The sequence below is a fragment of the Photobacterium atrarenae genome (genome assembly GCF_024380015.1).
Lineage (GTDB): Bacteria > Pseudomonadota > Gammaproteobacteria > Enterobacterales > Vibrionaceae > Photobacterium > Photobacterium atrarenae.
Window position 1 is genome coordinate 2881955 of record NZ_CP101508.1, and the last position, 23773, is coordinate 2905727.

At 58.0% G+C, this 23773-nt stretch carries 15 protein-coding genes; 12 read left to right on the plus strand and 3 right to left on the minus strand.

From position 1 onward, the window contains the following. The first annotated feature begins 63 nt into the window (after window positions 1-63). The 10 genes from gltB (NNL38_RS13465) to NNL38_RS13510 all read left to right on the plus strand — a co-directional run bounded on the left by gltB (NNL38_RS13465) (window position 64) and on the right by NNL38_RS13510 (window position 17349). A complete protein-coding gene (gene gltB, locus NNL38_RS13465) occupies window positions 64-4611 on the plus strand; it encodes a glutamate synthase large subunit (RefSeq protein WP_255388535.1) in 4548 nt (1515 codons plus the stop codon). Next, window positions 4604-6076 (plus strand): glutamate synthase subunit beta, encoded by a 1473-nt coding sequence (locus NNL38_RS13470; RefSeq protein WP_255388536.1) that lies wholly within the window; start codon window positions 4604-4606, stop codon window positions 6074-6076. The genes gltB (NNL38_RS13465) and NNL38_RS13470 overlap by 8 nt, the downstream gene beginning before the upstream one ends. Window positions 6077-6500: 424 nt before the next feature. Next, entirely contained in the window at window positions 6501-10964 is a 4464-nt protein-coding gene (gltB, locus tag NNL38_RS13475) for a glutamate synthase large subunit (RefSeq protein WP_255388537.1), read from the plus strand. A 13-nt stretch (window positions 10965-10977) separates the two neighbouring features. Next, window positions 10978-12390 (plus strand): FAD-dependent oxidoreductase, encoded by a 1413-nt coding sequence (locus NNL38_RS13480; RefSeq protein ID WP_255388538.1) that lies wholly within the window; start codon window positions 10978-10980, stop codon window positions 12388-12390. A gap of 120 nt (window positions 12391-12510) precedes the next feature. Beyond that, complete coding sequence (mtnN, locus tag NNL38_RS13485) at window positions 12511-13209, plus strand: 5'-methylthioadenosine/S-adenosylhomocysteine nucleosidase (RefSeq protein ID WP_255388539.1); 699 nt, start codon at window positions 12511-12513, stop codon at window positions 13207-13209. Beyond that, window positions 13209-14165, plus strand: coding sequence for a cobalamin biosynthesis family protein (locus NNL38_RS13490; protein ID WP_255388540.1), 957 nt, complete (start codon window positions 13209-13211; stop codon window positions 14163-14165). Before mtnN ends, NNL38_RS13490 begins: the two co-directional genes overlap by 1 nt. Window positions 14166-14167: 2 nt before the next feature. Next, window positions 14168-14989: a vitamin B12 ABC transporter substrate-binding protein BtuF gene (gene btuF / locus NNL38_RS13495; RefSeq protein ID WP_439651356.1), complete on the plus strand. Its 822-nt coding sequence runs from the start codon at window positions 14168-14170 to the stop codon at window positions 14987-14989. A 132-nt stretch (window positions 14990-15121) separates the two neighbouring features. Next, window positions 15122-15733 (plus strand): TRIC cation channel family protein, encoded by a 612-nt coding sequence (locus tag NNL38_RS13500; RefSeq protein WP_255388541.1) that lies wholly within the window; start codon window positions 15122-15124, stop codon window positions 15731-15733. A gap of 168 nt (window positions 15734-15901) precedes the next feature. Further along, a complete protein-coding gene (locus NNL38_RS13505; protein ID WP_255388542.1) occupies window positions 15902-16318 on the plus strand; it encodes a VOC family protein in 417 nt (138 codons plus the stop codon). 47 nt (window positions 16319-16365) lie between these two features. Further along, window positions 16366-17349, plus strand: a complete 984-nt coding sequence (locus NNL38_RS13510) for a questin oxidase family protein (protein ID WP_255388543.1) — start codon at window positions 16366-16368, stop codon at window positions 17347-17349. Between the two features lie 147 nt (window positions 17350-17496). On the opposite strand, the gene tyrS is transcribed toward NNL38_RS13510, so the two are convergent. Beyond that, on the minus strand, window positions 17497-18684 hold the full coding sequence (gene tyrS / locus NNL38_RS13515; protein WP_255388544.1) for a tyrosine--tRNA ligase: 1188 nt from the start codon (window positions 18682-18684) through the stop codon (window positions 17497-17499). Between the two features lie 130 nt (window positions 18685-18814). On the opposite strand from tyrS, the gene shyC reads away from it, so the two are divergent. Then, window positions 18815-20146: a peptidoglycan DD-endopeptidase ShyC gene (shyC, locus tag NNL38_RS13520; protein ID WP_255388545.1), complete on the plus strand. Its 1332-nt coding sequence runs from the start codon at window positions 18815-18817 to the stop codon at window positions 20144-20146. Window positions 20147-20243: 97 nt separating this feature from the next. On the opposite strand, the gene erpA is transcribed toward shyC, so the two are convergent. Together erpA and clcA are read right to left on the minus strand one after the other, a co-directional pair. Continuing rightward, entirely contained in the window at window positions 20244-20585 is a 342-nt protein-coding gene (gene erpA / locus NNL38_RS13525) for an iron-sulfur cluster insertion protein ErpA (RefSeq protein WP_255388546.1), read from the minus strand. Window positions 20586-20645: 60 nt separating this feature from the next. Beyond that, entirely contained in the window at window positions 20646-22049 is a 1404-nt protein-coding gene (clcA, locus tag NNL38_RS13530) for a H(+)/Cl(-) exchange transporter ClcA (protein ID WP_255388547.1), read from the minus strand. Window positions 22050-22296: 247 nt separating this feature from the next. Between clcA and hemL the strand changes: the two genes are divergently transcribed. Beyond that, a complete protein-coding gene (gene hemL, locus NNL38_RS13535) occupies window positions 22297-23595 on the plus strand; it encodes a glutamate-1-semialdehyde 2,1-aminomutase (RefSeq protein ID WP_255388548.1) in 1299 nt (432 codons plus the stop codon). The last annotated feature ends 178 nt before the right edge of the window (window positions 23596-23773 follow it).

A 23773-nucleotide genomic window follows, 5' to 3' on the forward strand; every position in this document is an offset into this window, starting at 1 on the left:
ACACCAATTAGGGATAACTCGGGCTTCTGGATTGAGGCCTGTTGAAACTGGAAGGAAGTATCTATGACAGATCAAGCGCAGAAGGCTCAGGGACTGTACGTGCCTGAACTCGAGCACGATGCCTGTGGTATCGGCTTTGTCGCCCATCTCAAAAACCGTAAATCCCACCAAATTGTCACCCAGGCATTGGATATGCTGGCCCGGATGGAACACCGGGGTGGCCAGGGATGCGATCCATGCAGCGGCGACGGTGCCGGTATTTTGCTGCAAAAGCCTCACGAATTCCTGCTGGAGGAAACCGTCAAACTCGGCATCCGCCTGCCGGCCTTTGACCAGTACGGGGTTGGCGTCGTCCTGTTCCCGAAGGACGAAAACAAACGCCAGCAATGCCGCGATATCCTTGAGCGCAATGCCAAGCGCCTGGATCTGGAGATTATCGGCTACCGGGTCCTGCCGGTCGACAATTCGATGATCGGCGCTGATCCGCTCAGCACCGAACCCCAGTTTGAGCACGTATTTATCACCGGCGGCCCCGGCCTGGAACCGGAAGCGCTGGAGCGCAAGCTGTACGTACTGCGAAACTACACCGTGCGCGTGTGTCTCGAAAGCGTTGCCAATATTGGCGATGATTTCTACATTAACTCTCTGTCATACAAGACGCTGGTGTACAAAGGCCAGCTCACCACCGAGCAAGTCCCGCAGTACTTCCTCGACTTACAAAACCCGACCATGGTGACCGCGCTGGCGCTGGTTCACTCGCGCTTTTCAACCAATACCTTCCCGAAATGGCGTCTGGCTCAGCCTTTCCGTTACATCGCCCACAACGGTGAGATCAACACCGTGCGCGGCAACCTGAACTGGATGAAAGCCCGCGAGGCGATCCTCGAATCGGATTTGTTCACCCGGCAGGAAATCGACATGCTGCTGCCGATCTGCCAGGAGGGCAGCTCGGACTCGTCAAACTTCGATATGGCGCTGGAGCTGCTGGTGCTGTCCGGCCGCAGCCTGCCGCATGCGCTGATGATGCTGATCCCGGAAGCATGGCAGGAAAACAAAAACCTGGATCCCAAACGTCGGGCGTTCTACCAGTATCACGCCAACATCATGGAGCCTTGGGACGGCCCGGCCTCGGTCTGCTTTACCGATGGCGTTCAGGTCGGTGCGACCCTGGATCGCAACGGCCTGCGTCCGTCACGCTATACCGTCACCAAAGATGACTTCCTGATCATGGCCTCAGAGTCCGGCGTGGTAGAAATCGAGCCGGAAAACATTCATTTCCGCGGCCGCCTGCAACCGGGCCGGATTTTCGTCGCCGATCTGGAGCAAGGCCGGATCATCTCGGACGAAGAAGTCAAAGATACCATTGCCTCGGCGCAGCCGTACGAGCAGTGGGTACAGGACAACCTGCTGAGCCTGAAATCGCTGCCGGATGCGGATAACCGCCACCATCAGCCGACGCCGGAGCGTCTGCTGCACCACCAGCAAGCCTTCGGGATCAGCTCTGAAGAAGTCAACGACATCATTGTGCCGCTGGCCAAAACCGGTTACGAGCCGCTCAGCGCCATGGGCGCCGACTGGCCGCTGGCCGTGCTATCGCATCAGTCACAGCATCTGTCAAACTACTTTAAGCAATTGTTTGCCCAGGTCACCAACCCACCGATCGACCCGATCCGCGAGCGGATGGTGATGTCGCTCAATACTTACCTCGGTAAAGATCAGAACCTATTGGCTGAAACCCCGGACCACTGCCAGAAAGTTGAGCTGGAATCACCGGTGCTGAGCAATGCCGAGCTGGAAAAACTCCGTGCCATCGACAACGAGCACCTGCAGGCTAAAACCCTGGATATCGTATTCCGCGCCAGCGGCGAGCCGGGCAAGCTCGAGCGCGCGCTGAAGCGGATCTGTCAGTACTCGGAAGATGCGGTGATCGACGGCTACTCGATCATCATCCTGACCGACCGCGCAGTGAACTCCAACCATGCGGCCATTCCGGCGATGCTGGCGGTCGGTGCGGTTCACCACCATTTGATCCGCAAAGGCCTGCGCGCCAAGTGTGACATCGTGGTCGAAACCGGGGATGCCCGCGAAACCCACCACTTTGCCACCCTGGTCGGCTACGGCGCCAACGCCGTCAACCCATACCTGGTTACCGAAACCCTGGTTGATCTGCAACGCACCCGCAAGCTGGATCCGGCGCTGTCAGTCGACGAGCTGTTCAACAACTACCGCAAGGGGATCAACAGCGGCCTGCTGAAGATTTTCTCCAAGATGGGGATCTCAACGCTGCAGTCCTACCACGGCGCACAAATCTTCGAAGCGCTGGGGATCAGCAAAGCGGTGGTCGACAAATACTTCACCGGCACCGTGTCGCGGATTGAAGGCCTGACCATTGACGACATCGCCAAAGAAGTACTGATCCGTCACCGGGTCGGCTACCCGACCCGGGAAATCCCAATCCAGATGCTGGATGTCGGCGGGGTTTATCAGTGGAAACAGCGCGGCGAGAAACACCTGTTTAACCCGGAAACCATTTCGCTGCTGCAACAGTCGACCCGCAACAAGGACTACGGCCAGTTCAAGCAATATGCCAAAGCCGTCGACGATCAGGGCGATGATGCCGCAACACTGCGCAGCCAGCTCGAGTTTGTCAAAAACCCGGCCGGCGCGATCCCGCTCATAGAGGTCGAGCCCGTCGAGAGCATCCTCAAACGTTTCGCCACCGGGGCGATGAGTTTCGGCTCGATTTCCTACGAAGCCCACTCCACCCTGGCCGTGGCGATGAACCGGATCGGCGCTAAGTCGAACTCCGGTGAGGGCGGCGAGGATCCAATCCGGTTCGAGAAAAAAGCCAACGGCGACTGGGAGCGCTCGGCGATCAAACAGGTCGCTTCCGGCCGTTTCGGCGTGACCTCCTATTACCTGACCAACTCGGATGAAATCCAGATCAAGATGGCCCAGGGCGCCAAGCCGGGTGAAGGCGGCCAGCTTCCGGGCGATAAAGTCGATGACTGGATCGGCGCGACTCGTCACTCCACGCCGGGCGTCGGCTTGATCTCGCCACCGCCGCACCACGATATTTACTCGATCGAAGATCTGGCGCAGCTGATCTTTGACCTGAAGAACGCCAACCGCGCCGGTCGCGTCAACGTCAAGCTGGTCTCGGAAGCCGGGGTCGGCACCATTGCCTCCGGCGTTGCCAAGGCCAAAGCGGACGTGGTGCTGATCGCCGGTTTTGACGGCGGCACCGGCGCCTCGCCGATGTCCTCAATTCGCCACACCGGCCTGCCTTGGGAGTTGGGCCTGGCGGAAACCCACCAGACCCTGCTGAAAAACGGCCTGCGCAACCGCATCGTCGTCCAGTCTGACGGTCAGATGAAAACCCCGCGCGATCTGGCCGTAGCGACCCTGCTCGGCGCCGAGGAATGGGGCGTCGCCACCGCCGCGCTGGTGGTGGAAGGCTGTATCATGATGCGTAAGTGTCACAAGAACACCTGTCCAGTCGGCATTGCCACCCAGAACAAGACGCTGCGTGAGCGCTTCGACGGCCGGGTGGAAGATGTCGTGACCTTCTTCCAGTACATGGCCGAAGGCCTGCGTGAAATCATGGCCGAGCTGGGCTTCCGTACCATCGATGAAATGGTCGGCCAGTCCCAGAAACTGAAGATCCGCGATAACATCGGTCACTGGAAGTACCAGAACCTGGATCTCAGCCCGGTGCTGCACATTGAGCCGGCCCGGGAAGAAGACGGCGTCTTCAACCAGCGTGAACAAGACCATGGTCTGGAGAGCGTGCTGGATCGCCGGCTCATTGAAGCGGCCGCACCGGCCCTCTATGAAGGCAAAGCGGTTGAGGCCACATTTGACATCATCAATACCGACCGCAGTGCCGGGACCATGCTGTCAAACGAAATCTCCAAGATTTACAAAGATCAAGGCTTGCCACAGCCGATGAAGGTCAAGTTCAACGGGTCTGCCGGCCAGAGCTTCGGTGCCTTCCTCGCCAAGGGCGTGACCTTTGAAGTGGAAGGGGATGCCAACGATTACTGGGGGAAAGGCCTTTCTGGCGGCACCCTGGCGCTCTACCCGGACAGCAAAGCCGACATTATTCCGGAAGACAACATCGTGGTCGGGAACGTCTGTTTCTACGGCGCCACCTCCGGTGAGTCCTATATCCGCGGCATGGCCGGTGAGCGGTTCTGTGTCCGTAACTCCGGCGCCAAAGTGGTGGTTGAAGGGGTCGGCGATCACGGCTGTGAGTACATGACCGGCGGTATCGCGGTGATCCTCGGCACCACCGGACGCAACTTCGCGGCCGGGATGAGCGGCGGCGTCGCTTACGTCTGGGATCAATTCGGCGACTTTGAAACCAAGCTCAATCCTGAGCTGGTCGATCTCGACCCGATTGAGGACGAGGACAAAATCCTGCTGCGCGAGATGCTGACCAAGCAAGTCACCTACACCGGCAGTACGGTCGCCCAGACCTTCCTCGATAACTTCGAGGACAACCTGACCCGGATGGTCAAGGTGATGCCGCGGGATTACAAAGCCGTTCTACAGAAGCGCAAAGCAGAAGCAGTGAACAAGGAAGTATTGGAGGCCGTCGATGGGTAAGCCGACTGGATTTTTAGAGTTTGGCCGTGAGTTGCCAAAGAAAGTTGATCCGAGCGTCCGGATTCAGGACAACAAGGAGTTTGTCCTGAACGAAGAATTCGGTAATAAAATCAATACGCAGGCGTCACGCTGCATGGACTGTGGGGTACCGTTCTGCCATAACGGTTGTCCGATCGGCAACATCATTCCGGAGTTCAACGATGCGGTCTACCGTGACAGCTGGGAAGAAGCCTGGCATATCCTGAGCTCGACCAATAACTTCCCGGAGTTTACCGGCCGGGTGTGTCCGGCGCCGTGTGAAAGCAGCTGTGTGCTCGGCATCAACCAGGATCCGATCACCATCTGTAACATCGAGAAAACCATCGTCGAAACAGCGTATCGCGAAGGGTATGCCAAACCCAAGACCCCGAGAAAACGCACCGGCAAAACCGTTGCCATTATCGGCAGCGGTCCATCCGGCCTGGCGGCGGCGGAGCAGCTCAACAGCGCCGGCCACAACGTGACCGTGTTTGAGCGCGATGAAAAAGTCGGCGGCCTGCTGCGCTTCGGGATCCCGGATTTCAAGCTCGGCATGGATATTATCGATCGCAAGATCAACCTGATGGCCGAAGCCGGGATCAAATTTGAAGTCAACGCCCATATCGGGGTCGACATCAATGCCCAGCAGCTGCGCCAGGAGTTTGATGTGGTGCTGCTGACCGGCGGCTCCACGGTTCCGCGGGATCTGCCGATCCCGGGCCGCGACCTCAAGGGTGCCCACTATGCGATGGAATTTCTGGCCCAGAACAACCGCCGCGCCAATAACATGGATCTGAAAACAGAAGAAATCCATGCCAAGGGCAAACACGTGGTGGTGATCGGCGGCGGGGATACCGGCTCGGACTGCGTCGGTACCTCAAACCGTCACGGCGCGGCCAGTATCACCCAGGTCGAAATTATGCCGATGCCGCCAGAAAAACGTCCGGTCAACCAGCCCTGGCCGGCGTATCCGATGATCCTGCGTACCTCAACCTCCCACGAGGAAGGCTGTGAGCGGCACTGGAATATTTTGACCAAGGAATTTATCGGCGATGAAGCGGGCAACCTCAAAGCGCTGCGCATTGCCGATATCCAGTGGCTGGAGGCCAAGCCGGGTGAACGTCCGGGCTTTGAGGAAGTGCCGGGCTCGGAGCGGATCATTCCGTGCGATCTGGCGTTCCTGGCGATGGGCTTTTTGCATCCGGAGCCGAACGGCGTGCTGGCCCAGCTGGATATTGCGCTCGATGAGCGCGGTAACGTCGCAACCCAGGGCTTCGCCACCAACCAGCCAGGTGTATTTGCTGCCGGCGATATGCGCACCGGCCAGTCCCTGGTGGTTCGCTGCATCAACGAAGGCCGTGAATGTGCCCGTGAAATCGACGCTTATCTGATGGGTAATTCCAACCTGGAGGCTAAATCCGATTCACTTATGCTGTCTGAAGCCTGATTTCATTCATTTTCATGCTAAATTTCAAGCCGACCGTTCTGGTCGGCTTTTTGTTGCCTAATCACCCGCCATACCTGTACCTCTCTTAACTGCTTGATGCGAATCCCTATTTGGTATAGCCCACCCACCCGCCTGAAACAGGAGCAAGAAAGTTCCAACTTTTCAGACAGTTCACGGGCTGGTTTTGCACGGGATAAATGTGAATTTATTGTTGCAATAAAAGTAAAAACACCTGAATTCCAATACGTTACACCACACCCTACTCGGAGATACGAGATTTTACTGCTCCTGCGATAGGAATTTGACCTTTCTTTAAAATATCGTTAACTTCAAAGAATGCTGGAAGCACAGATGGCGGTCAGGGAGATCGCCATAAATATGCAGTAAGACTGCCCGGAGCGGGCAGAAGCAAGGGAGAGTTGCAATGACACTGTATGACCCAACGCTGGAAAAGGATAACTGTGGCTTTGGTTTAATCGCCCATATTGAAGGCGAAACCAGCCATAAACTCGTCCGTACAGCCATATCCGCATTGGATCGTATGACCCACCGTGGCGGGATTGCCGCGGACGGCAAAACCGGTGACGGCTGCGGCTTGTTGATGAAAAAGCCGGACAGTTACTTTCGCACCGTCGCCGAAGAAGCGGGCTGGAAGCTGGCCCGTGAATATGCCGTCGGGATGATTTTCCTCAGTCAGGATCCAATCAAGGCCGAGCAGGCCCGGACCATCGTCAACGAAGAACTGGCCAAAGAGACCCTGTCGATTGTCAGCTGGCGCGAAGTGCCGGTCAATCCGGCCGTCCTCGGCCCGATCGCCACCGAATCCCTGCCGCAAATCGAACAGGTATTTGTCAATGCCCCGGCGGGCTGGAAGCCTCGCGATGTTGATCGCCGCCTCTATATGGCTCGTCGCCGGATCGAAAAACGTATCGACAGCGATCCGGATTTTTATATCTGCAGCCTGTCGACTCAGGTCACCGTCTACAAAGGCCTGTGTATGCCGGCTGACCTGCCGAAGTTTTATCAGGATCTGGGCGATATCCGCCTGGAATCCTCAATTTGTCTGTTCCACCAGCGGTTTTCCACCAACACCCAGCCGCGCTGGCCGTTGGCCCAGCCGTTTCGCTATCTGGCACACAACGGGGAGATCAACACCATCGCCGGGAACCGCCAGTGGGCGCGGGCACGGGCGTATAAGTTCTCCTCCCCGCTGCTGCCGGATCTGCAGAACGCAGCGCCGTTCGTCAACGAAACCGGCTCAGACTCCTCAAGCCTGGATAACATGCTGGAGTTGTTCCTGTCCGGCGGGATGGATCTGTTCCGCGCCATGCGGATGCTGGTACCGCCGGCCTGGCAGAATCACCCGGATATGGATCCGGCCCTGCGTGCCTTCTATGATTTCAACACCATGCACATGGAGCCGTGGGACGGTCCGGCCGGGATCGTGATGTCCGACGGCCGCTACGCCGCCTGTAACCTCGACCGCAACGGCCTGCGCCCGGCGCGCTACGTGATCACCAAAGACAAGCTGATCACCCTGGCCTCAGAAGTCGGGATCTGGGACTACGCTCCGGATGAAGTGGCCGAGAAGGGCCGGGTCGGACCGGGCGAACTGCTGGTGATCGACACCAAGTTCGGCAAGATCTGGCATTCTGCCGACATTGATAACGATCTTATGGGCCGCCACCCGTACAAGGAGTGGATGGACAGCCATGTCAAACGCCTGGTGCCGTTCGAGGAATTGGGCGACGATCAGGTCGGCAGCCGCTCACTGGACGATCAGGAACTCAATACCTACCAGAAGCTGTTCGGGATCAGTAACGAAGAGCTGGATCAGGTGCTGCGCGTGGTCGGTGAAAACGGCCAGGAGGCGACCGGCTCGATGGGCGATGATGCCCCGATGGCAGTGCTGTCTTCCAAAGAGCGCTCGGTCACCGATTACTTCCGCCAGATGTTTGCCCAGGTCACCAACCCGCCGATCGATCCATTGCGGGAAAAACATGTGATGTCGCTGGCGACTTGTATCGGCCGGGAAATGAATGTGTTCTGCGAAACCGATGGCCACGCCCACCGGGTCGCTTTCAAATCGCCGATCCTGCTGTATTCTGATCTGGTGCAGTTGCTGGAGCTGGACAACCAGTACTACCGCAACAGCATCATCGACATTAACTATGATCCGAGCGAGAAAGATCTCAAGCAGGCGATAGTCGATGTCTGTGATCAGGCCCAGCGACTGGTGGAAAACGGCACCGTGCTGGTGGTGCTCTCTGACCGCGGGATCAATCCGGACAAGCTGCCGATCCCGGCAGCCATGGCCGTCGGCGCGGTCCAGACCCGCCTGGTCGAGGCCAACCTTCGCTGTGACGCCAACATCGTTGCCGAAACGGCCACGGCCCGCGACCCGCACCAGTTTGCCGTCCTACTCGGCTTCGGCGCGACCGCTATTTACCCGTACCTAGCCTATGAGTCATTGGGCAAGCTGGTCGACAGCGGCGCCATCAGCAAGCCATACCGCGAGGTGATGGTCAACTTCCGCGACGGGATGAACAAAGGCCTGTACAAAATCATGTCGAAAATGGGGATCTCCACCATTGCGTCCTACCGCTGCTCGAAACTGTTTGAAGCGGTCGGCCTGAGCGATGAGGTGGTCGATCTCTGCTTCCGCGGCGTCTCGAGCCGCATTGCCGGGGCCGGTTTTGACGACTTCCAGCAGGATCTGTTCAACCTGTCGCGCCGGGCCTGGCTTAAGCGCAAGCCGATCGACAACGGCGGCCTGCTCAAATACGTCCACGGCGGGGAGTTCCACGCCTACAACCCGGATGTCGTCGGCACCTTGCAACAAGCCGTCAAGACCGGGGATTACCAGGATTACCTGGCCTTTGCCAAAGAGGTCAACGAGCGCCCGGTCGCGGCGATCCGCGATTTGCTCAAGCTCAAGGCCTCGGACAACCCGGTGGATATCGAGCGTGTGGAAGCAGCCACCGAGCTGTACCAGCGCTTTGATTCCGCGGCGATGTCGATCGGCGCCCTGAGTCCGGAAGCACACGAAGCGCTGGCGATGGCGATGAACCGCCTCGGCGGCTTCTCCAACTCCGGCGAAGGCGGCGAAGATCCGCGCCGCTTCAACAGCGAGCGCAACTCGCGCATCAAACAGATCGCCTCCGGCCGTTTCGGGGTCACCCCGCACTACCTGGTCAACGCCGATGTGCTGCAGATCAAAGTCGCCCAGGGCGCCAAGCCCGGTGAAGGCGGCCAGTTGCCGGGTCACAAGGTGACCACGGAAATTGCCAAGCTGCGTTATGCGGTGCCGGGGGTGACCCTGATTTCACCGCCGCCGCACCACGACATCTACTCGATTGAAGACCTGGCCCAGCTGATCTTCGATCTCAAGCAGGTCAACCCGAAAGCCATGGTCTCGGTCAAGCTGGTTTCCGAGCCCGGGGTCGGCACCATTGCCACCGGGGTCGCCAAAGCCTATGCCGATCTGATCACCATCTCCGGCTACGACGGCGGCACCGGGGCCAGCCCACTGACCTCGGTCAAATACGCCGGCAGCCCGTGGGAGCTGGGGCTGGCGGAAACCCAGCAGGCGCTGGTCGCCAACGGCCTGCGCCATAAGATCCGCCTGCAGGTCGACGGCGGTCTGAAAACCGGCCTCGATGTGGTCAAAGCGGCAATCCTCGGGGCTGAAAGCTTCGGCTTCGGGACTGCACCGATGGTGGCCCTGGGTTGTAAATACCTGCGGATCTGCCACCTCAACAACTGCGCCACCGGGGTGGCAACCCAGGACGAAAAACTGCGCCGGGACTTCTTCAAAGGTCTGCCGGAGCAGGTAATGAACTACTTCATCGGCCTCGGCCAGGAAGTCCGGGAACTGCTGGCTCAATTGGGCGTTGAGAAACTGACCGATTTGATCGGCCGCACCGATCTGCTGGAAGTGCTTGAAGGCTACACCGCCAAGCAAAGCAAACTGGATCTGGCAGGCCTGCTGCATGCACCGACGCCGGTTGAAGGCAAAACACTGTACTGCAGTGAGCCGAATACCCCGTTTGATCAGGCAGAGCTCAGCAATGCCCTGCTTGAAGCGGCGCTACCCGCGATTGAGAGCCGCAGCGGCGCCGATCTCCACTTCGAGATCCGCAACACGGATCGCTCGATAGGTGCCCGCCTGTCCGGCGAAATTGCCCTGCGCTACGGCAACCAGGGCATGGCGGCGCAGCCGATCAATGTCCACCTGTCCGGTACCGCCGGCCAGTCGTTCGGCGTCTGGAATGCCGGCGGCCTGAACCTGCTGCTGACCGGGGATGCCAATGACTACGCCGGGAAAGGCATGACCGGCGGTAAGATCAGCATCCGTCCGCCGGTGGGATCGGCGTTTAAGTCCAACCAGGCCACCATTGTCGGCAACACCTGTCTGTATGGGGCAACCGGCGGCAAGTTCTTCGCTGCCGGCACCGCCGGAGAGCGATTTGCCGTCCGCAACTCGGGCACCATCGCAGTGGTCGAAGGCGCAGGGGACAATGCCTGTGAATATATGACCGGCGGAATCGTGGCTATCCTCGGCAAAACCGGGGTTAACTTCGGTGCCGGGATGACCGGTGGCTTTGCCTATATTCTGGATGAAAACGGCGACTTTGCCGGTCGGGTCAACCCGGAGCTGATTGAAGCGCTGCCACTGGACGGACTCAAGATCCACCAGGAGCACCTGCGCGGGCTGATCGCCAGCCACCTGGAAGAAACCGGATCGAGCCGGGCCCAGGAAATCCTGGCCGATTTTGACCAGTGGATCCCGAGGTTCTACCTGGCCAAGCCGAAGTCAGCCGACGTTAATACCCTCTTGGGTCACCAAAGCCGCTCTGCCGCAGAGCTGCGCGTTCAAGCTCAATAAGGAGGGAAGCCGTATGAGCCAGAACATTTACCAGTTCATTGATGTCGCGCGGGTGGATCCGGCGAAAAAGCCGCTCAACATTCGTAAGATTGAATTTGTCGAAATCTACGAGCCATTTACCCAGCAGCAGGCCGGGGCCCAGGCCGACCGCTGCCTCGGCTGCGGCAATCCGTACTGCGAATGGAAATGCCCGGTCCACAACTACATTCCGCAGTGGCTGAAGCTGGCCAATGAAGGCCGGATCATCGAAGCGGTGGAGCTATCGCACCAGACCAACACCCTGCCGGAAGTCTGTGGCCGGGTCTGCCCGCAGGATCGGCTGTGTGAAGGGGCCTGTACCCTCAATGACGACTTTGGTGCCGTCACCATCGGCAATGTTGAAAAATACATTACCGACAAGGCGTTCGAGATGGGCTGGAAACCGGACATGTCGGACGTCGAATGGACCGACAAGAAGGTCGCCATCATCGGGGCCGGCCCGGCGGGCCTTTCCTGTGCCGACATCCTGGTCCGCAACGGCGTGAAACCTGTGGTGTTTGATCGCTACCCGGAAATCGGCGGCCTGCTGACCTTCGGCATCCCGTCGTTCAAGCTGGAAAAAGAGGTGATGATCAACCGTCGCAGGATCTTCACCGACATGGGCGTTGAGTTCCGCCTTAATACCGAAGTCGGCAAAGATATCGAGATGGCCCAGTTGCTTGAAGAGTATGATGCGGTCTTCCTCGGCGTCGGCACCTACAAAAACATGCGCGCGGGCCTGGCCAACGAAGATGCCCCGGGCGTCTACGATGCGCTGCCGTTTCTGATCTCCAACACCTACCGGGTGATGGAACTGGAGGACAGCCCGGAATTTATCGACATGCGCGACAAGAAAGTCGTGGTCCTCGGTGGCGGGGATACCGCGATGGACTGTGTCCGCACCTCGATCCGTCAGGGCGCAAAAAACGTCATCTGTGCCTACCGCCGGGACGAAGCCAATATGCCCGGTTCCAAGCGGGAAGTGAAAAATGCCCGTGAGGAAGGCGTGAAGTTCATGTTCAACCTCCAGCCGCTCGGGATTGAGCTGAACGAGCAAGGCCGGGTCAGCGGCGTCAAGGTGGTGAAAACCGCCCTCGGTGAGCCCGATGATGCTGGCCGCCGCCGTCCGGAGCCGGTTGAAGGTAGCGAGCATGTCCTGTCGGCCGATGCGGTGATCATGGCCTTTGGTTTCCAGCCCCACGCCATGCCGTGGCTGGCCGCCCATGATGTTGAACTGGATCAGTGGGGGCGGATCAAGGCACCGAAAGCTGGGGCTTTTGCCTTCCAGACCAGTAATGCCAAAATCTTTGCCGGCGGCGATGCCGTGCGCGGCTCGGATCTGGTGGTCACCGCCATCGATGAGGGTCGCAAGGCCGCCGAAGGCATCCTCGATTACCTCGAGGTTTAAAAGCCGCGCTAAGCTGAAGCGGGAATGGCCGTCAGTGCCATTCCCGTTTTTTATTTGGTACAATTTGCCCATTCTGACTCCCGTCCGGGAGCTTCAACTGACCTAGATGAGAACGAATCCATGAAGATCGGCATTATTGGTGCGATGGAACAAGAAGTCGCCATCCTGAAAGCACAACTGACCCACTGCGAAACCCACACCAAGGCAGGTTGTACTTTCTATACCGGAACCCTGAACGGTGCCGATGTGGTGTTGCTGCAATCCGGCATTGGCAAAGTGGCTGCTGCCGTGGGCACCGCCGTCTTGCTGGAAGTGTTCCAGCCGGATGTCGTCCTCAATACCGGCTCTGCCGGAGGCTTTGACAGCTCACTAAATGTCGGCGATGTGGTGATCTCGACCGAAGTGCGCTACCACGATGCCGACGTGACCGCCTTTGGTTACGAGATCGGTCAGATGGCCCAGCAACCCGCCGCTTTTGTCTCAGATGCCAAGCTGATGGATGTTGCCGAGCGGGCACTCGCAGCCCTGAGCGACACCCACGCGGTCCGCGGCCTGATCTGTACCGGGGATGCCTTCGTCTGCTCTGCCGAAAAACAAACCTTCATCCGTGACAACTTCCCGAGCGTGGTAGCGGTTGAAATGGAAGCCGCAGCCATTGCTCAGGCCTGTCATCAGTTCGACGTGCCGTTTGTGGTGGTGCGCGCTATCTCTGATGTCGCCGATAAAGAATCGCCAATGAGCTTTGAAGAATTCCTGCCGCTGGCCGCGAAAAGCTCATCGGCCATGGTCACCAAAATGGTAGCGCTGCTGGATCAGTAATGAATGAGCTGCTGGCGGTTCTGAATACCCATCACGCCCTGCTGGTTTTGTGGGGCGCTTTGGCCATGCAATGGCTGCTCCCGATCCCGGGGCCACTCCATCCATTGCAGTTCTGGCAGTTGATCGCGCAGCGGATCGCTGAACGGGTCAACCATCCGGATGAATCCCGCCAGCAGCAACTGCTCGCCGGCAGCCTGGCCTGGTTGCTGATGTGGCTCACCGTGCTGGTGTTGCTGGTCGCCGTGGATCAGCTGGTGTGGATTGAAAGCATCTATCAGCTGATCCTGCTATGGCTGGCGCTGGACTGGCGCAATACCGCGCAATTTAGCAAGCGCTTTATCCGCGCCTACAGCCGCGAAGATAAAGCCTATTGCCGCCAGTTGCTCGAATCGCCGCTCAATCGCGAAACCCGCAACCTTTCGCTGCTCGGTCTGGGTAAGGCCGGCGCCGAAACTCAGCTGATGGCCTATGGCCGCTTAGTCGCCGGCGTCCTGTTCTGGTTCGCCCTGACCGGCGGGATCGGCGCCCTGATGTACCGCCTGGCAGTCAGTCTGGCCCGTACCTGGTCGCCCAGCCGCGCCGAATATCACACCTTTGGCTTACCGGCGGTGCGGATCCTGGCGGTGCTCGATATTATTCCGCTGCGCCTGTTCGCCCTGTTGATCTGTGTCGGTCATAACGGCAAAAATGCCCTGCTGGGGATCCGCCAGCAAGGGGAAAACTGGCTATTGCCCGGCCCCGGCTGGCTACTGGCCGCCACTGGCCATAAACTCTCGCTCTCGCTGGGTGGCCCGGCGATCTACAACAGTCGCAAAATGGAGCGGCCGCGCCTCGGCGGCCCCATCGCCCCGGCAGCCCTGCACCTGAGTCAAATCAACTTGATGATGAACCGCCGCCTGATGGCCTGGGTCATCATTCAAAGTTGTCTGCTCATCCTCATCCAAGGAGTCACCTGATCGTGCGCCTGCTCCCTTTTTTATTACTGCTGTTGCCAGCCAGCCTGCTGGCTGCGCCCGTCGAGCGGGTGATCAGCCTCTCGCCCCACACCACCGAGCTGGCGTATGCCGCCGGGCTGGGTGACAAACTGGTCGCCGCCAGCGACTACAGCGACTACCCCGAAGCCGCCAAATCCTTAGAGCGCGTTGCCAACTACCGCGGGATCAAACTCGAGCGCATCATCGCGCTCAAACCGGATTTAATTCTGGCCTGGCAAGGCGGTAACCCGCCACGTGAAATGACCAAGCTGGAGCAGCTGGGACTAAAAATTTTCTACTCCAACCCCAAAGCGCTCGAAGACATTCCGCAAACCCTTGAAGCGCTCGGACAATATGCCGACGCGCCAGACCAGGCCCGTCAGGCAGCCGCTGTGTTTCGCGAAAAACTGCATCAGCTTGATGCCCGCTATCGCCAGCAACGACCGGTGCGCTATTTCTACCAGCTCAGTGCATCTCCGATGATCACCGTGGCCGACAACAACTGGCCGAGCCAGGTCTTCAATCACTGTGGCGGCGAAAATATTTTTGCGAGCAGCAAAGCCGCCTACCCCCAGGTTTCTGAAGAGCAGGTGGTGGTCCGCCAGCCGGAAGTGATTTTCGGAACGCCCCATGCCGGTACTCAAACCGGCCTGTGGCAGAAGTGGGACGGCAAGCTCCCGGCAGTCAATGACCAGCATATCTACAACCTTGAAGCCGACTGGCTCAACAGGCCCACGCCACGCACCATCAAGGCGGTCGAGCAGGTTTGCCACTTCCTGGATCGGGTTAGACAGGACAAACCATAGCCATCTGGCTGCCGCCAGCACGATTCCCTGTGAATAAGCTCACAAAGCAAGCGCAGTAAGTTGTACCGCTTGCATTTCGCCGTACAATCTCAGCCGATTTTTATTCTGACTTCGCAGCGCTTAGGGACAGACATGCTTATCTACTTTCTCGATATGTTCGGCACCGCCGTCTTTGCCATTTCCGGCGTGTTGCTGGCGGGCCGGTTACGGATGGATCCCTTTGGCATTGTCGTGCTGGCCAGCGTAACGGCGATTGGCGGCGGGACTATCCGCGATATGGCCCTGGGCGCCACCCCGGTGTTCTGGATCACCGATACCAATTACCTGTGGGCGATCTTCATCACCTGTCTGGTTGCGATTGTCGCGATCCGAAAACCCCGGCAAATGCCCTGGTACTTCCTCCCGGTTGCCGATGCCATTGGCCTGGCGGTGTTTGTCGCCATCGGCGTCGAGAAAGCCCTGCGATTCGGGGCCACCCCGATGGTGGCGGTCATCATGGGGGTGATGACCGGTTGTGGCGGCGGGGTGATCCGAGATGTGCTGGCACGGGAGATCCCGATGGTGCTGCGAACCGAAGTCTATGCGACGGCCTGTATTCTGGGCGGCATTGTCCATACCACAGCCCTGCAACTCAACGCCGATGTCAATGTTGCGACCCTGGCCGGGATCGCGACCACCCTGACGATCCGCCTGGCCGCCATTCGCTGGCACTTATCCCTGCCGACGCTTGCGCCCAGAAACTGATTTCCCTCGCATAACTGCAAAATACCTTACATCCATACGCATCAAAACCGCCGAGTACGGCGGTTTTTTATGATCATTTCAAGTTAAATAAATAAAAAACTTTATTTATTAACGATAGTGGCTATGGTTATTAGTAAGCAAAAAACATTACTAATAACCGGAGGCACCATGATCCCCTACGTCGAACATGCCAATCTCACCGTAACCGATATTGACCAGACCATCGCGTTTCTGCAAACCGCCCTGCCCGCTTTTCACGTGCGCCATCGCGGACAAACCGACACTTATCCGTGGTGCCATATCGGCACCGAAAGCAGTTATCTCGCGCTCCAGGGAGTGGCCGGTCGTAAAAGCATCGACCGCGCGCCCTACCGGGACAACGGCATCAACCACATCGGCCTGGTCACCGAGGATGTGGACGGGATCAGAGCGCGGCTCCTGGCGGCGGGATATCAGGAAAATGGCCAGCCGAGCGAGCATCCCTGGCGCAAGCGGATCTACTTCTGGGACCCCAACGGGGTTGAATGGGAATTTATCGAATACCTCAGCGAAAATCCGGGCGAACGCAACGATTATCGCCTGTAATCACAGTATCCCCGACCACGTCTGGTTACGACAAACGAGGAAAAAACATGTTTCATCCCGTCTCGAATACCTGCATGCACCTGGTTCGCCAGGGGCAGCAGTTTGATCCCGTCTACGGCAATGGCCTGTCCAACCACTTGCCAATGGCGCTTACCGCGCTCGCCTGCCAAGGGGCGTCAGATGAGCAACTCACCGCGTTTTACCACCGCTACATCAAGCAGTTAAACCCGCTTCGACCAGCCAACGATTTGGGTACCCAACACCCACGTCAGGGAAACCCAGCTGATTTCGGCCACTTTTTATCCCACTACCGCCAGCAAATTAGGCAGCAGGGGCTCGAGCCAACGGTGCGTGAAGCGCTGGCGCAACGCCTGCCGGGACTGATCACGGCCGCATTTCATGGCGTGATCCGCCTCAGCTATGCGGTCGCCCTGCGAGATAACGAAGAAGTGGCACTGGCGCTGGCGTACTGGGCCAGTGAATATCAGACCTTGGGTCCGCTTGAGCAAACCGATGAATATGATGCCCAGCAGCAACTTCAACTTGCCCAGCAGCAATTTGCCGACTTCGCATTCCAGCCCGGGATCATCACCGATCGCGTCGACGAACTAAGCCGCCTCCCGGCCTATCAGCGGCTCGCAGCACACCCTGCAACCCTCTCGTTCGAGCAAGTTGCCCGGATCACCATCCGCTACTACCTTGCTTCAGACAATTTTGTCCTGCTGCACGGCGTAACCGGCTTCCAGGCGCTACACCGGCTCTTACCTTACCTCGACGATCCCGAGTTGGCCCTGCGCTATTACTGGCAGGCCTATGTTGCCGCGATGTGCGTTGCCCGAACGGCCCAGGGCCCGGTTGATCAAGCCAGCTGCCCGGCAGTCGAGTGGGAGCACTGGCATGCACAGAGCTGCCGCAGCCGCGATGATCACACCATCAAGCTGATCTACAGCGCCAGTTATCTCTATCAGCACTTTCCATGGCCGGAATATCCGGCTGCCATCAAGATGCGGCTGGCCAAGGAAGCCCCTTAGCCGCCGTCATCCATTAGTGATTGGCAAGCATTGTTTGCTGCAAACCGGGTCACCCGCAGCCAGCTGCCCCTTGGCCTCCCCAAGCTACGGGCATGAAAAAAGGCGCCAGAGGCGCCTTTTCATCATTTTCATCGGGGTTCGGCTGAATTACTTCAGGGTCACCCGGGCAAATTTACGCTTACCGACCTGGTAAACCGCAGTACCTGCCGCCGGAACCAGTTTGGTATCTTCAACTTTATCGCCGTCAATCTTGGCTGCACCCTGGCGGATCATCCGCATCGCATCTGACGTTGAGTTCACCAGACCCGCTTCTTTCAGCAGGTTGGCAATCGCCATCCCGGCTTCAAATTCAAATTCAGGCATTTCATCCGGCATCGCGCCTTTCTGGAAACGGTTGATGAACTCCTGCTCCGCCGCATCCGCATCAGCATCGCTGTGGAAACGGGCAATGATCTCTTTCGCCAGCAGGATCTTGATATCACGCGGGTTCTTGCCGTTGGCAATATCGGTTTTGAACTGGTCGATCTCTTCCAGCGGACGGAAAGACAACAGCTCGTAGTAGTTCCACATCAGATCATCGGAAATCGACATGATCTTGCCGAACATCTCGCTTGGCGACTCCGCAATCCCAATGTAGTTGTTCGCCGACTTGGACATCTTCTTCACACCGTCCAGGCCGACCAGCAGCGGTAGGGTCAGGACGATTTGCGGCTTCTGACCATTGGCTTTTTGCAGCTCACGGCCCATCAGCAGGTTGAACTTCTGATCGGTCCCGCCCAGTTCCACGTCCGTTTTCATCGCCACTGAGTCATAGCCTTGCAGCAGCGGGTACAGAAATTCATGGATAGCAATCGGACGGCCTTCGTTGTAACGCTTTTTGAAATCGTCACGCTCCAGCATCCGCGCAACCGTCTGGTTGGCCGCCAGGCGGATCATACCTTCAGCGCCCAGCTCCGACAGCCAGCTCGAGTTGAATTCAATTTTGGTTTTTGCCGGATCCAGGATCTTAAACACCTGTTCTTTGTATGTTTCTGCATTACGCAGCACATCTTCGCGGGTCAGTGGCGGACGGGTGGTATTTTTACCGGTCGGATCCCCTACCATGCCGGTAAAGTCACCAATCAGGAAGGTCACATCATGGCCCAACTCCTGAAATGTACGCAGCTTGTTCAGAATTACGGTATGGCCAAGGTGAATGTCCGGCGCCGTTGGGTCAGCCCCCAGTTTAATACGCAATGGACGATTCTCTTTTAGCTTGGCAATCAGCTCTTCTTCCGGAATCAGCTCATCAACACCACGCTTAATTTCAGCTAAGGCTTTTTCAATGCTGGCCATTCTTGTTCGCTCCCACAGAATTGGCAAAAAAGTGATAATTGACCATCTTACTTGAATAGAGATGTTTTTTGAAACCAGTTAAACTTGCTGTTGTCTTATTTTTCCCTTTTCGCAAAAAAAATACCAATTGATGCTAGTATCGAAACTTCGCCGACTGCCAAGGATGCACCAAACGCTGATCACTGTGCTCAGCGCTCTCGTGGTGCTGCTCCTCCTGGTTCCGAGCACAGAACACCAAGGCCATCCGGAGCGGAAGTTTGAAGTGGGCAAACTCTATCCACTCGATATCGATCTTGAAGCCAACCAGCTCCGCCCGATGGCGCAGGATGAAAAACCTGTAGTCCCGGAGCTGAAATGGAAAAATCACACCGTCAAATCAGGTGAAAGCCTGGCTGTGGTGTTTGATAAAGTCGGCCTGTCGCCACGCGCCCTGTTTCAGGTTGTCAATGCTGATGAAGGCACTAAAACCCTCTCTCACCTGCGCCCCGGCGATCAACTGAAATTTGGCTTTGACGAGAATAACCAGCTGGTCCAGCTGCGCCAGCCGAAAAGCGCGACGGAGACTCTGGTGATCACCCGAGCCGGGGACAGCTACCATTCCCGCACCGACAGTAAATCCATCGATACCCGGGTGAACTTTGCCCGGGCCATCATTACCTCCAGCTTCTGGAATGCCGCCGAACAGGCCGGCCTGACCCCGAACCAAATCATGGAACTGGCCGGCATTTTTGGCTGGGACGTCGACTTTGCCCTGGATATCCGCCAGGGCGACAGTTTCTCAGTTTTGTTTGAAGAGCAGTTCGTTGAAGGTGAGCTGATCGGCCGCGGCAACATTCTGGCCGCCACCTTTACCAACCTCGGCGAAACCTTTACCGCAGTGCGTAGCAATAAAGACGGGAAATATTACGACGCTGACGGCCGAGCCATGCGCAAAGCCTTCCTGCGCTCTCCGATCAACTTCCGCTATGTCAGCTCAAACTTCAACCCGCGCCGCCTCCACCCGGTCACCGGGCGCGTCAAAGCCCACCGTGGCACCGACTACGTCGCGCCGGTCGGCACCCCGATCTGGGCCGCCGGAGACGGCGTGGTCATGAAATCCGGCTATAACCGTTTCAACGGCAACTACGTCTTTATCCGCCACAGCTCGACCTACATTACCAAATACCTGCACATGACCAAGCGCCTGGTCAAAACCGGGCAGCGGGTTAAACAGGGCCAGACCATCGGCACCTTGGGCAGCACCGGCCGGGTGACGGGTGCCCACCTGCACTACGAATTTCTGGTCAATGGCGTGCACAAAAACCCGCGCACCGTCAAGTTGCCGGAAGCGCAGTCGCTGAAAGGGGCCGAGCGTACCCAATTCAAGAAATTTGCCGCCGAGCGGCTGGGGCAGTTGTCCCAGTTCAGCCAGTTCCTGGCAGACAACAATACCTTGATCAACAGCAGCACCGACCGCGGATAAACGGGCTCAAATCGCAGCCATGAAAAAACCGTCACCTCGCAGTGACGGTTTTTTTGTCGGTCAATCCGGCTGAGCCGGAACTGACAACAACCGAAGATTACACGCTGAATGATGCGCCGCAGCCACAGGTGGTTGTGGCGTTCGGGTTATTGATAAAAAAGCGGGAGCCTTCCAGGCCTTCAGTATAATCGACGGTCCCGCCGATCAGGTACTGCAGGCTCATCGGGTCAACCACCAGCGTCACCCCGCTATTTTCAATCGTGGTGTCACCGTCATTCACTTTTTCATCAAAGGTGAAGCCATACTGGAAACCGCTACATCCGCCACCTGTGATGTACACACGCAGTTTCAGCTCCGGGTTTTCTTCCTCGGCGATTAGCGCTTTGACTTTATTCGCTGCAACATCGGAAAAATTCAGCGGCAAATTGGCATCGCTCATTAAAAACCTCTCAAACACATACGGGAGTTGATCTGATTATCTAATACCTGACTGACGCGTTCAAGTATTGACCACCGTCTGCCGGGGGCTTTGACCGATTTTTTCCTGCCGCATCTTGCGGTGCAACAGTTGTGAGTAGATCGGCTTGCCGCCAAGTACCTGAGCCAGCAGGGTCGCGCCCAGGGTGGTAATGATCAACGGCAGGATCAATTGATAGTTGTTAGTCATCTCAATCACCAGCAAGATCCCGGTAATCGGCGCCCGCACCGTGGCGGCAAACAACGCGCCCATGCCGGCAATCGCAAACATCCCCGGCTCCAGCGCCAGCGCCGGGAACAGCTGCTGGGCCAGCACACCGAAAGCGGTGCCGAACAAGGTGCCAAGCGCCAGCATCGGGGCAAAAATCCCACCCGGTGCCCCGGAACCGAAACACAACAACGTAGTCACTACCCGGCCGATAAACAACAATAACAACAGGTGGGTGCTGTAATCGCCCCGGGTCGCACTCGGGATCAGGGCGATACCACCGCCGGTCAACTCAGGCAAATACAGCAGCAACAACCCAAAGCAGCCGCCGAGTAAACTGCCGACGACCATCGGCCGCCAGCGCTGTCCCCGGTAGAGCCGGGCAAACCCGTCCTGCGCCAGCGTCACCAGGCGGTTGAACACAGCTCCGAAGATCCCGAACCCCATACCGAGCAGCAAAAACAACCACAGTGTATTCAGATCCGGCGCCGCATATTGGGGCATGGTGATCACCGCACGCTGGCCCTGGATACAGCGAAAGACAATATTGGCCACGATGGCGGAAATCAGCACGCACTTGATCGAAATCAGGCTGTAGCGAAACTGTGGCCGCATCTCCTCTACCACAAACATGATCCCGGCCAAGGGCGCATTAAATGCTGCCGCCAGTCCCCCGGCAGCCCCCGCAGCCAACAACGCATGCTGGCCTTCATGATCATGAAGGCGAAACAGATCGGAAACCATCCGTCCGAGGTTGCCGCCCATCTGCACTGACGGACCTTCCCGTCCCAGTACCATCCCCGAGCCCAGCGCCCCAAGCCCGCCGATAAACTTCACCGGCAGCACCCGCCACCAGCGTACCGGCCGAAGATCATCCATCGCCCCTTCAATTTCGGGGATCCCCGAGCCGGCAGCTTCCGGCGCAAAGCGCTGCACCAGCCAGTAACCAAACCACGCCAGGGCGGCACTGATCAAAAAAGCCGATAACCATAACGGCAGGGCGCTGCTGAGCACATCGCGCAGCCAGCTCGTGCGCTGCGCGGAGACCCAGTGGACAGCGATTTCAAACAAGGTCGCCACCAGACCGGCGGCAAGGCCCACCAGCGCCGAGAGGCACAATACAGAAACCGGGGTTTTATCACGCGCGAGAAAGCGCCGCACCAGTCCGCCCGATTGCAGGCGTTCGGGGGCAGCGGTGCCTTGGGTGTTATCAGTCATCAATCCGTCGTCTTGCTTGCAAAGTTGCCCGGCAGGGCAGGCTGGAAGGAAATTAGGGTTCGCAAAAATATTAACCAAGCCGGTCACAGTTTCACACATTCAATGTTGCAAACTAGTTTTCCATTTGTATCAACGTCTCCAATGCCCAAAGCGCTCACATTGCGGGAATTCATTCGCCAAGTTCCCGGAAGATTAGGTACAATGCCGGGCATTCATATCCGATCTCAATGGAAAACAGGACAGCATAATGAGCAAGTCAGCAGATCTATTTGCCCAAGCACAGAAGACAATTCCTGGCGGCGTCAACTCTCCCGTCCGCGCCTTTGCCGGTGTCGGCGGCAGCCCGCTCTTTATTGAACGCGCCGACGGTGCCTACATCTTTGATGCTGACGGCAAAGCTTATATCGACTATGTTGGCTCATGGGGTCCAATGATCCTGGGTCACAACCATGTGGCAATCCGTGATGCGGTGATCAACGCAGCCCAGCAAGGCCTGAGCTTCGGCGCGCCGACGGAAATGGAGGTGACCATGGCGGAGCTGGTCTCCAAGCTGGTCCCGTCAATGGAAATGGTCCGCATGGTCAGCTCCGGGACTGAAGCGACCATGAGCGCGATCCGCCTGGCGCGCGGCTTTACCAACCGCGACAAGATCCTCAAATTTGAAGGCTGCTACCACGGCCACGCCGACTGCCTGTTGGTGAAAGCCGGCTCCGGCGCGCTGACCCTGGGCCAGCCAAGCTCGCCAGGGGTTCCGGCTGATTTTGCCAAGCACACCCTGACCTGCACCTATAACGATCTGGATTCTGTGCGTGAAGCCTTTACCGCACACCCACAAGACATTGCCTGTATCATCGTCGAACCGGTTGCCGGCAACATGAACTGTATCCCACCGGTTCCGGGCTTTCTGGAAGGCCTGCGCGACATCTGTGACGAATTCGGCGCACTGCTGATCCTGGATGAAGTCATGACCGGCTTCCGCGTCTCAGAAGGCGGCGCCCAGGGCTACTACAACATCAAACCGGATCTGACCACGCTGGGGAAAGTGATTGGCGGCGGGATGCCGGTCGGTGCCTTCGGCGGTCGTCGCGAGGTGATGGAATATGTCGCGCCAACCGGTCCGGTTTACCAGGCAGGCACCCTGTCCGGCAACCCGGTCGCGATGGCAGCCGGCCATGCGTGTTTGAGCGTACTGACCAAAGAAGGCAACGAAAAACGCCTGGCCAACAGCACCAAGCGTCTGGCGGAAGGCTTTAAAGCCCTGGCAGAGAAACACGGTATTGCCCTGCAGACCAACCAGGTCGGTGCCATGTTCGGCTTCTTCTTTACCGATCAACCAAGCGTCACCACCTTCAGCGACGTTGCCAAGTGCGACATCGAACGCTTCAAGCGCTTCTTCAACCTGATGCTGGAAAAAGGTGTCTACCTGGCACCGTCTGCCTATGAAGCCTGCTTTACCTCACTGGCACACGGCGACAAAGAAATTGACGCCACCCTGGAAGCGGCTGACTACGCGTTTTCTGTGCTGGCTCAGGAAGCAGCGGCCTGATCCGGCAGCTCACCGCTCAACCCAACGCCGCCTTCGGGCGGCGTTGTGCTATTATCCCCCAGCCCCGGAGCTTCGTCCCGGTTACTGCCAGTAAAACAGTGCCAGTCCGGCCAGGATCACCACCACCCACAGCACCAGCGGCACCCGACGCTTCGCTTTGCTTTTACAGCCGCAATCA

Bases quoted from the DNA above. Each gene is read 5' to 3' on its own strand.
- NNL38_RS13490 (WP_255388540.1), top strand. From the start codon at position 13,209: ATGAATGAGCTGCTGGCGGTTCTGAATACCCATCACGCCCTGCTGGTT.
- mtnN (WP_255388539.1), top strand. From the start codon at position 12,511: ATGAAGATCGGCATTATTGGTGCGATGGAACAAGAAGTCGCCATCCTG.
- NNL38_RS13505 (WP_255388542.1), top strand. From the start codon at position 15,902: ATGATCCCCTACGTCGAACATGCCAATCTCACCGTAACCGATATTGAC.
- clcA (WP_255388547.1), bottom strand. From the start codon at position 22,049: ATGACTGATAACACCCAAGGCACCGCTGCCCCCGAACGCCTGCAATCG.
- NNL38_RS13510 (WP_255388543.1), top strand. From the start codon at position 16,366: ATGTTTCATCCCGTCTCGAATACCTGCATGCACCTGGTTCGCCAGGGG.
- hemL (WP_255388548.1), top strand. From the start codon at position 22,297: ATGAGCAAGTCAGCAGATCTATTTGCCCAAGCACAGAAGACAATTCCT.
- tyrS (WP_255388544.1), bottom strand. From the start codon at position 18,684: ATGGCCAGCATTGAAAAAGCCTTAGCTGAAATTAAGCGTGGTGTTGAT.
- gltB (WP_255388537.1), top strand. From the start codon at position 6,501: ATGACACTGTATGACCCAACGCTGGAAAAGGATAACTGTGGCTTTGGT.
- gltB (WP_255388535.1), top strand. From the start codon at position 64: ATGACAGATCAAGCGCAGAAGGCTCAGGGACTGTACGTGCCTGAACTC.
- shyC (WP_255388545.1), top strand. From the start codon at position 18,815: ATGCTAGTATCGAAACTTCGCCGACTGCCAAGGATGCACCAAACGCTG.
- erpA (WP_255388546.1), bottom strand. From the start codon at position 20,585: ATGAGCGATGCCAATTTGCCGCTGAATTTTTCCGATGTTGCAGCGAAT.
- NNL38_RS13500 (WP_255388541.1), top strand. From the start codon at position 15,122: ATGCTTATCTACTTTCTCGATATGTTCGGCACCGCCGTCTTTGCCATT.
- NNL38_RS13480 (WP_255388538.1), top strand. From the start codon at position 10,978: ATGAGCCAGAACATTTACCAGTTCATTGATGTCGCGCGGGTGGATCCG.
- NNL38_RS13470 (WP_255388536.1), top strand. From the start codon at position 4,604: ATGGGTAAGCCGACTGGATTTTTAGAGTTTGGCCGTGAGTTGCCAAAG.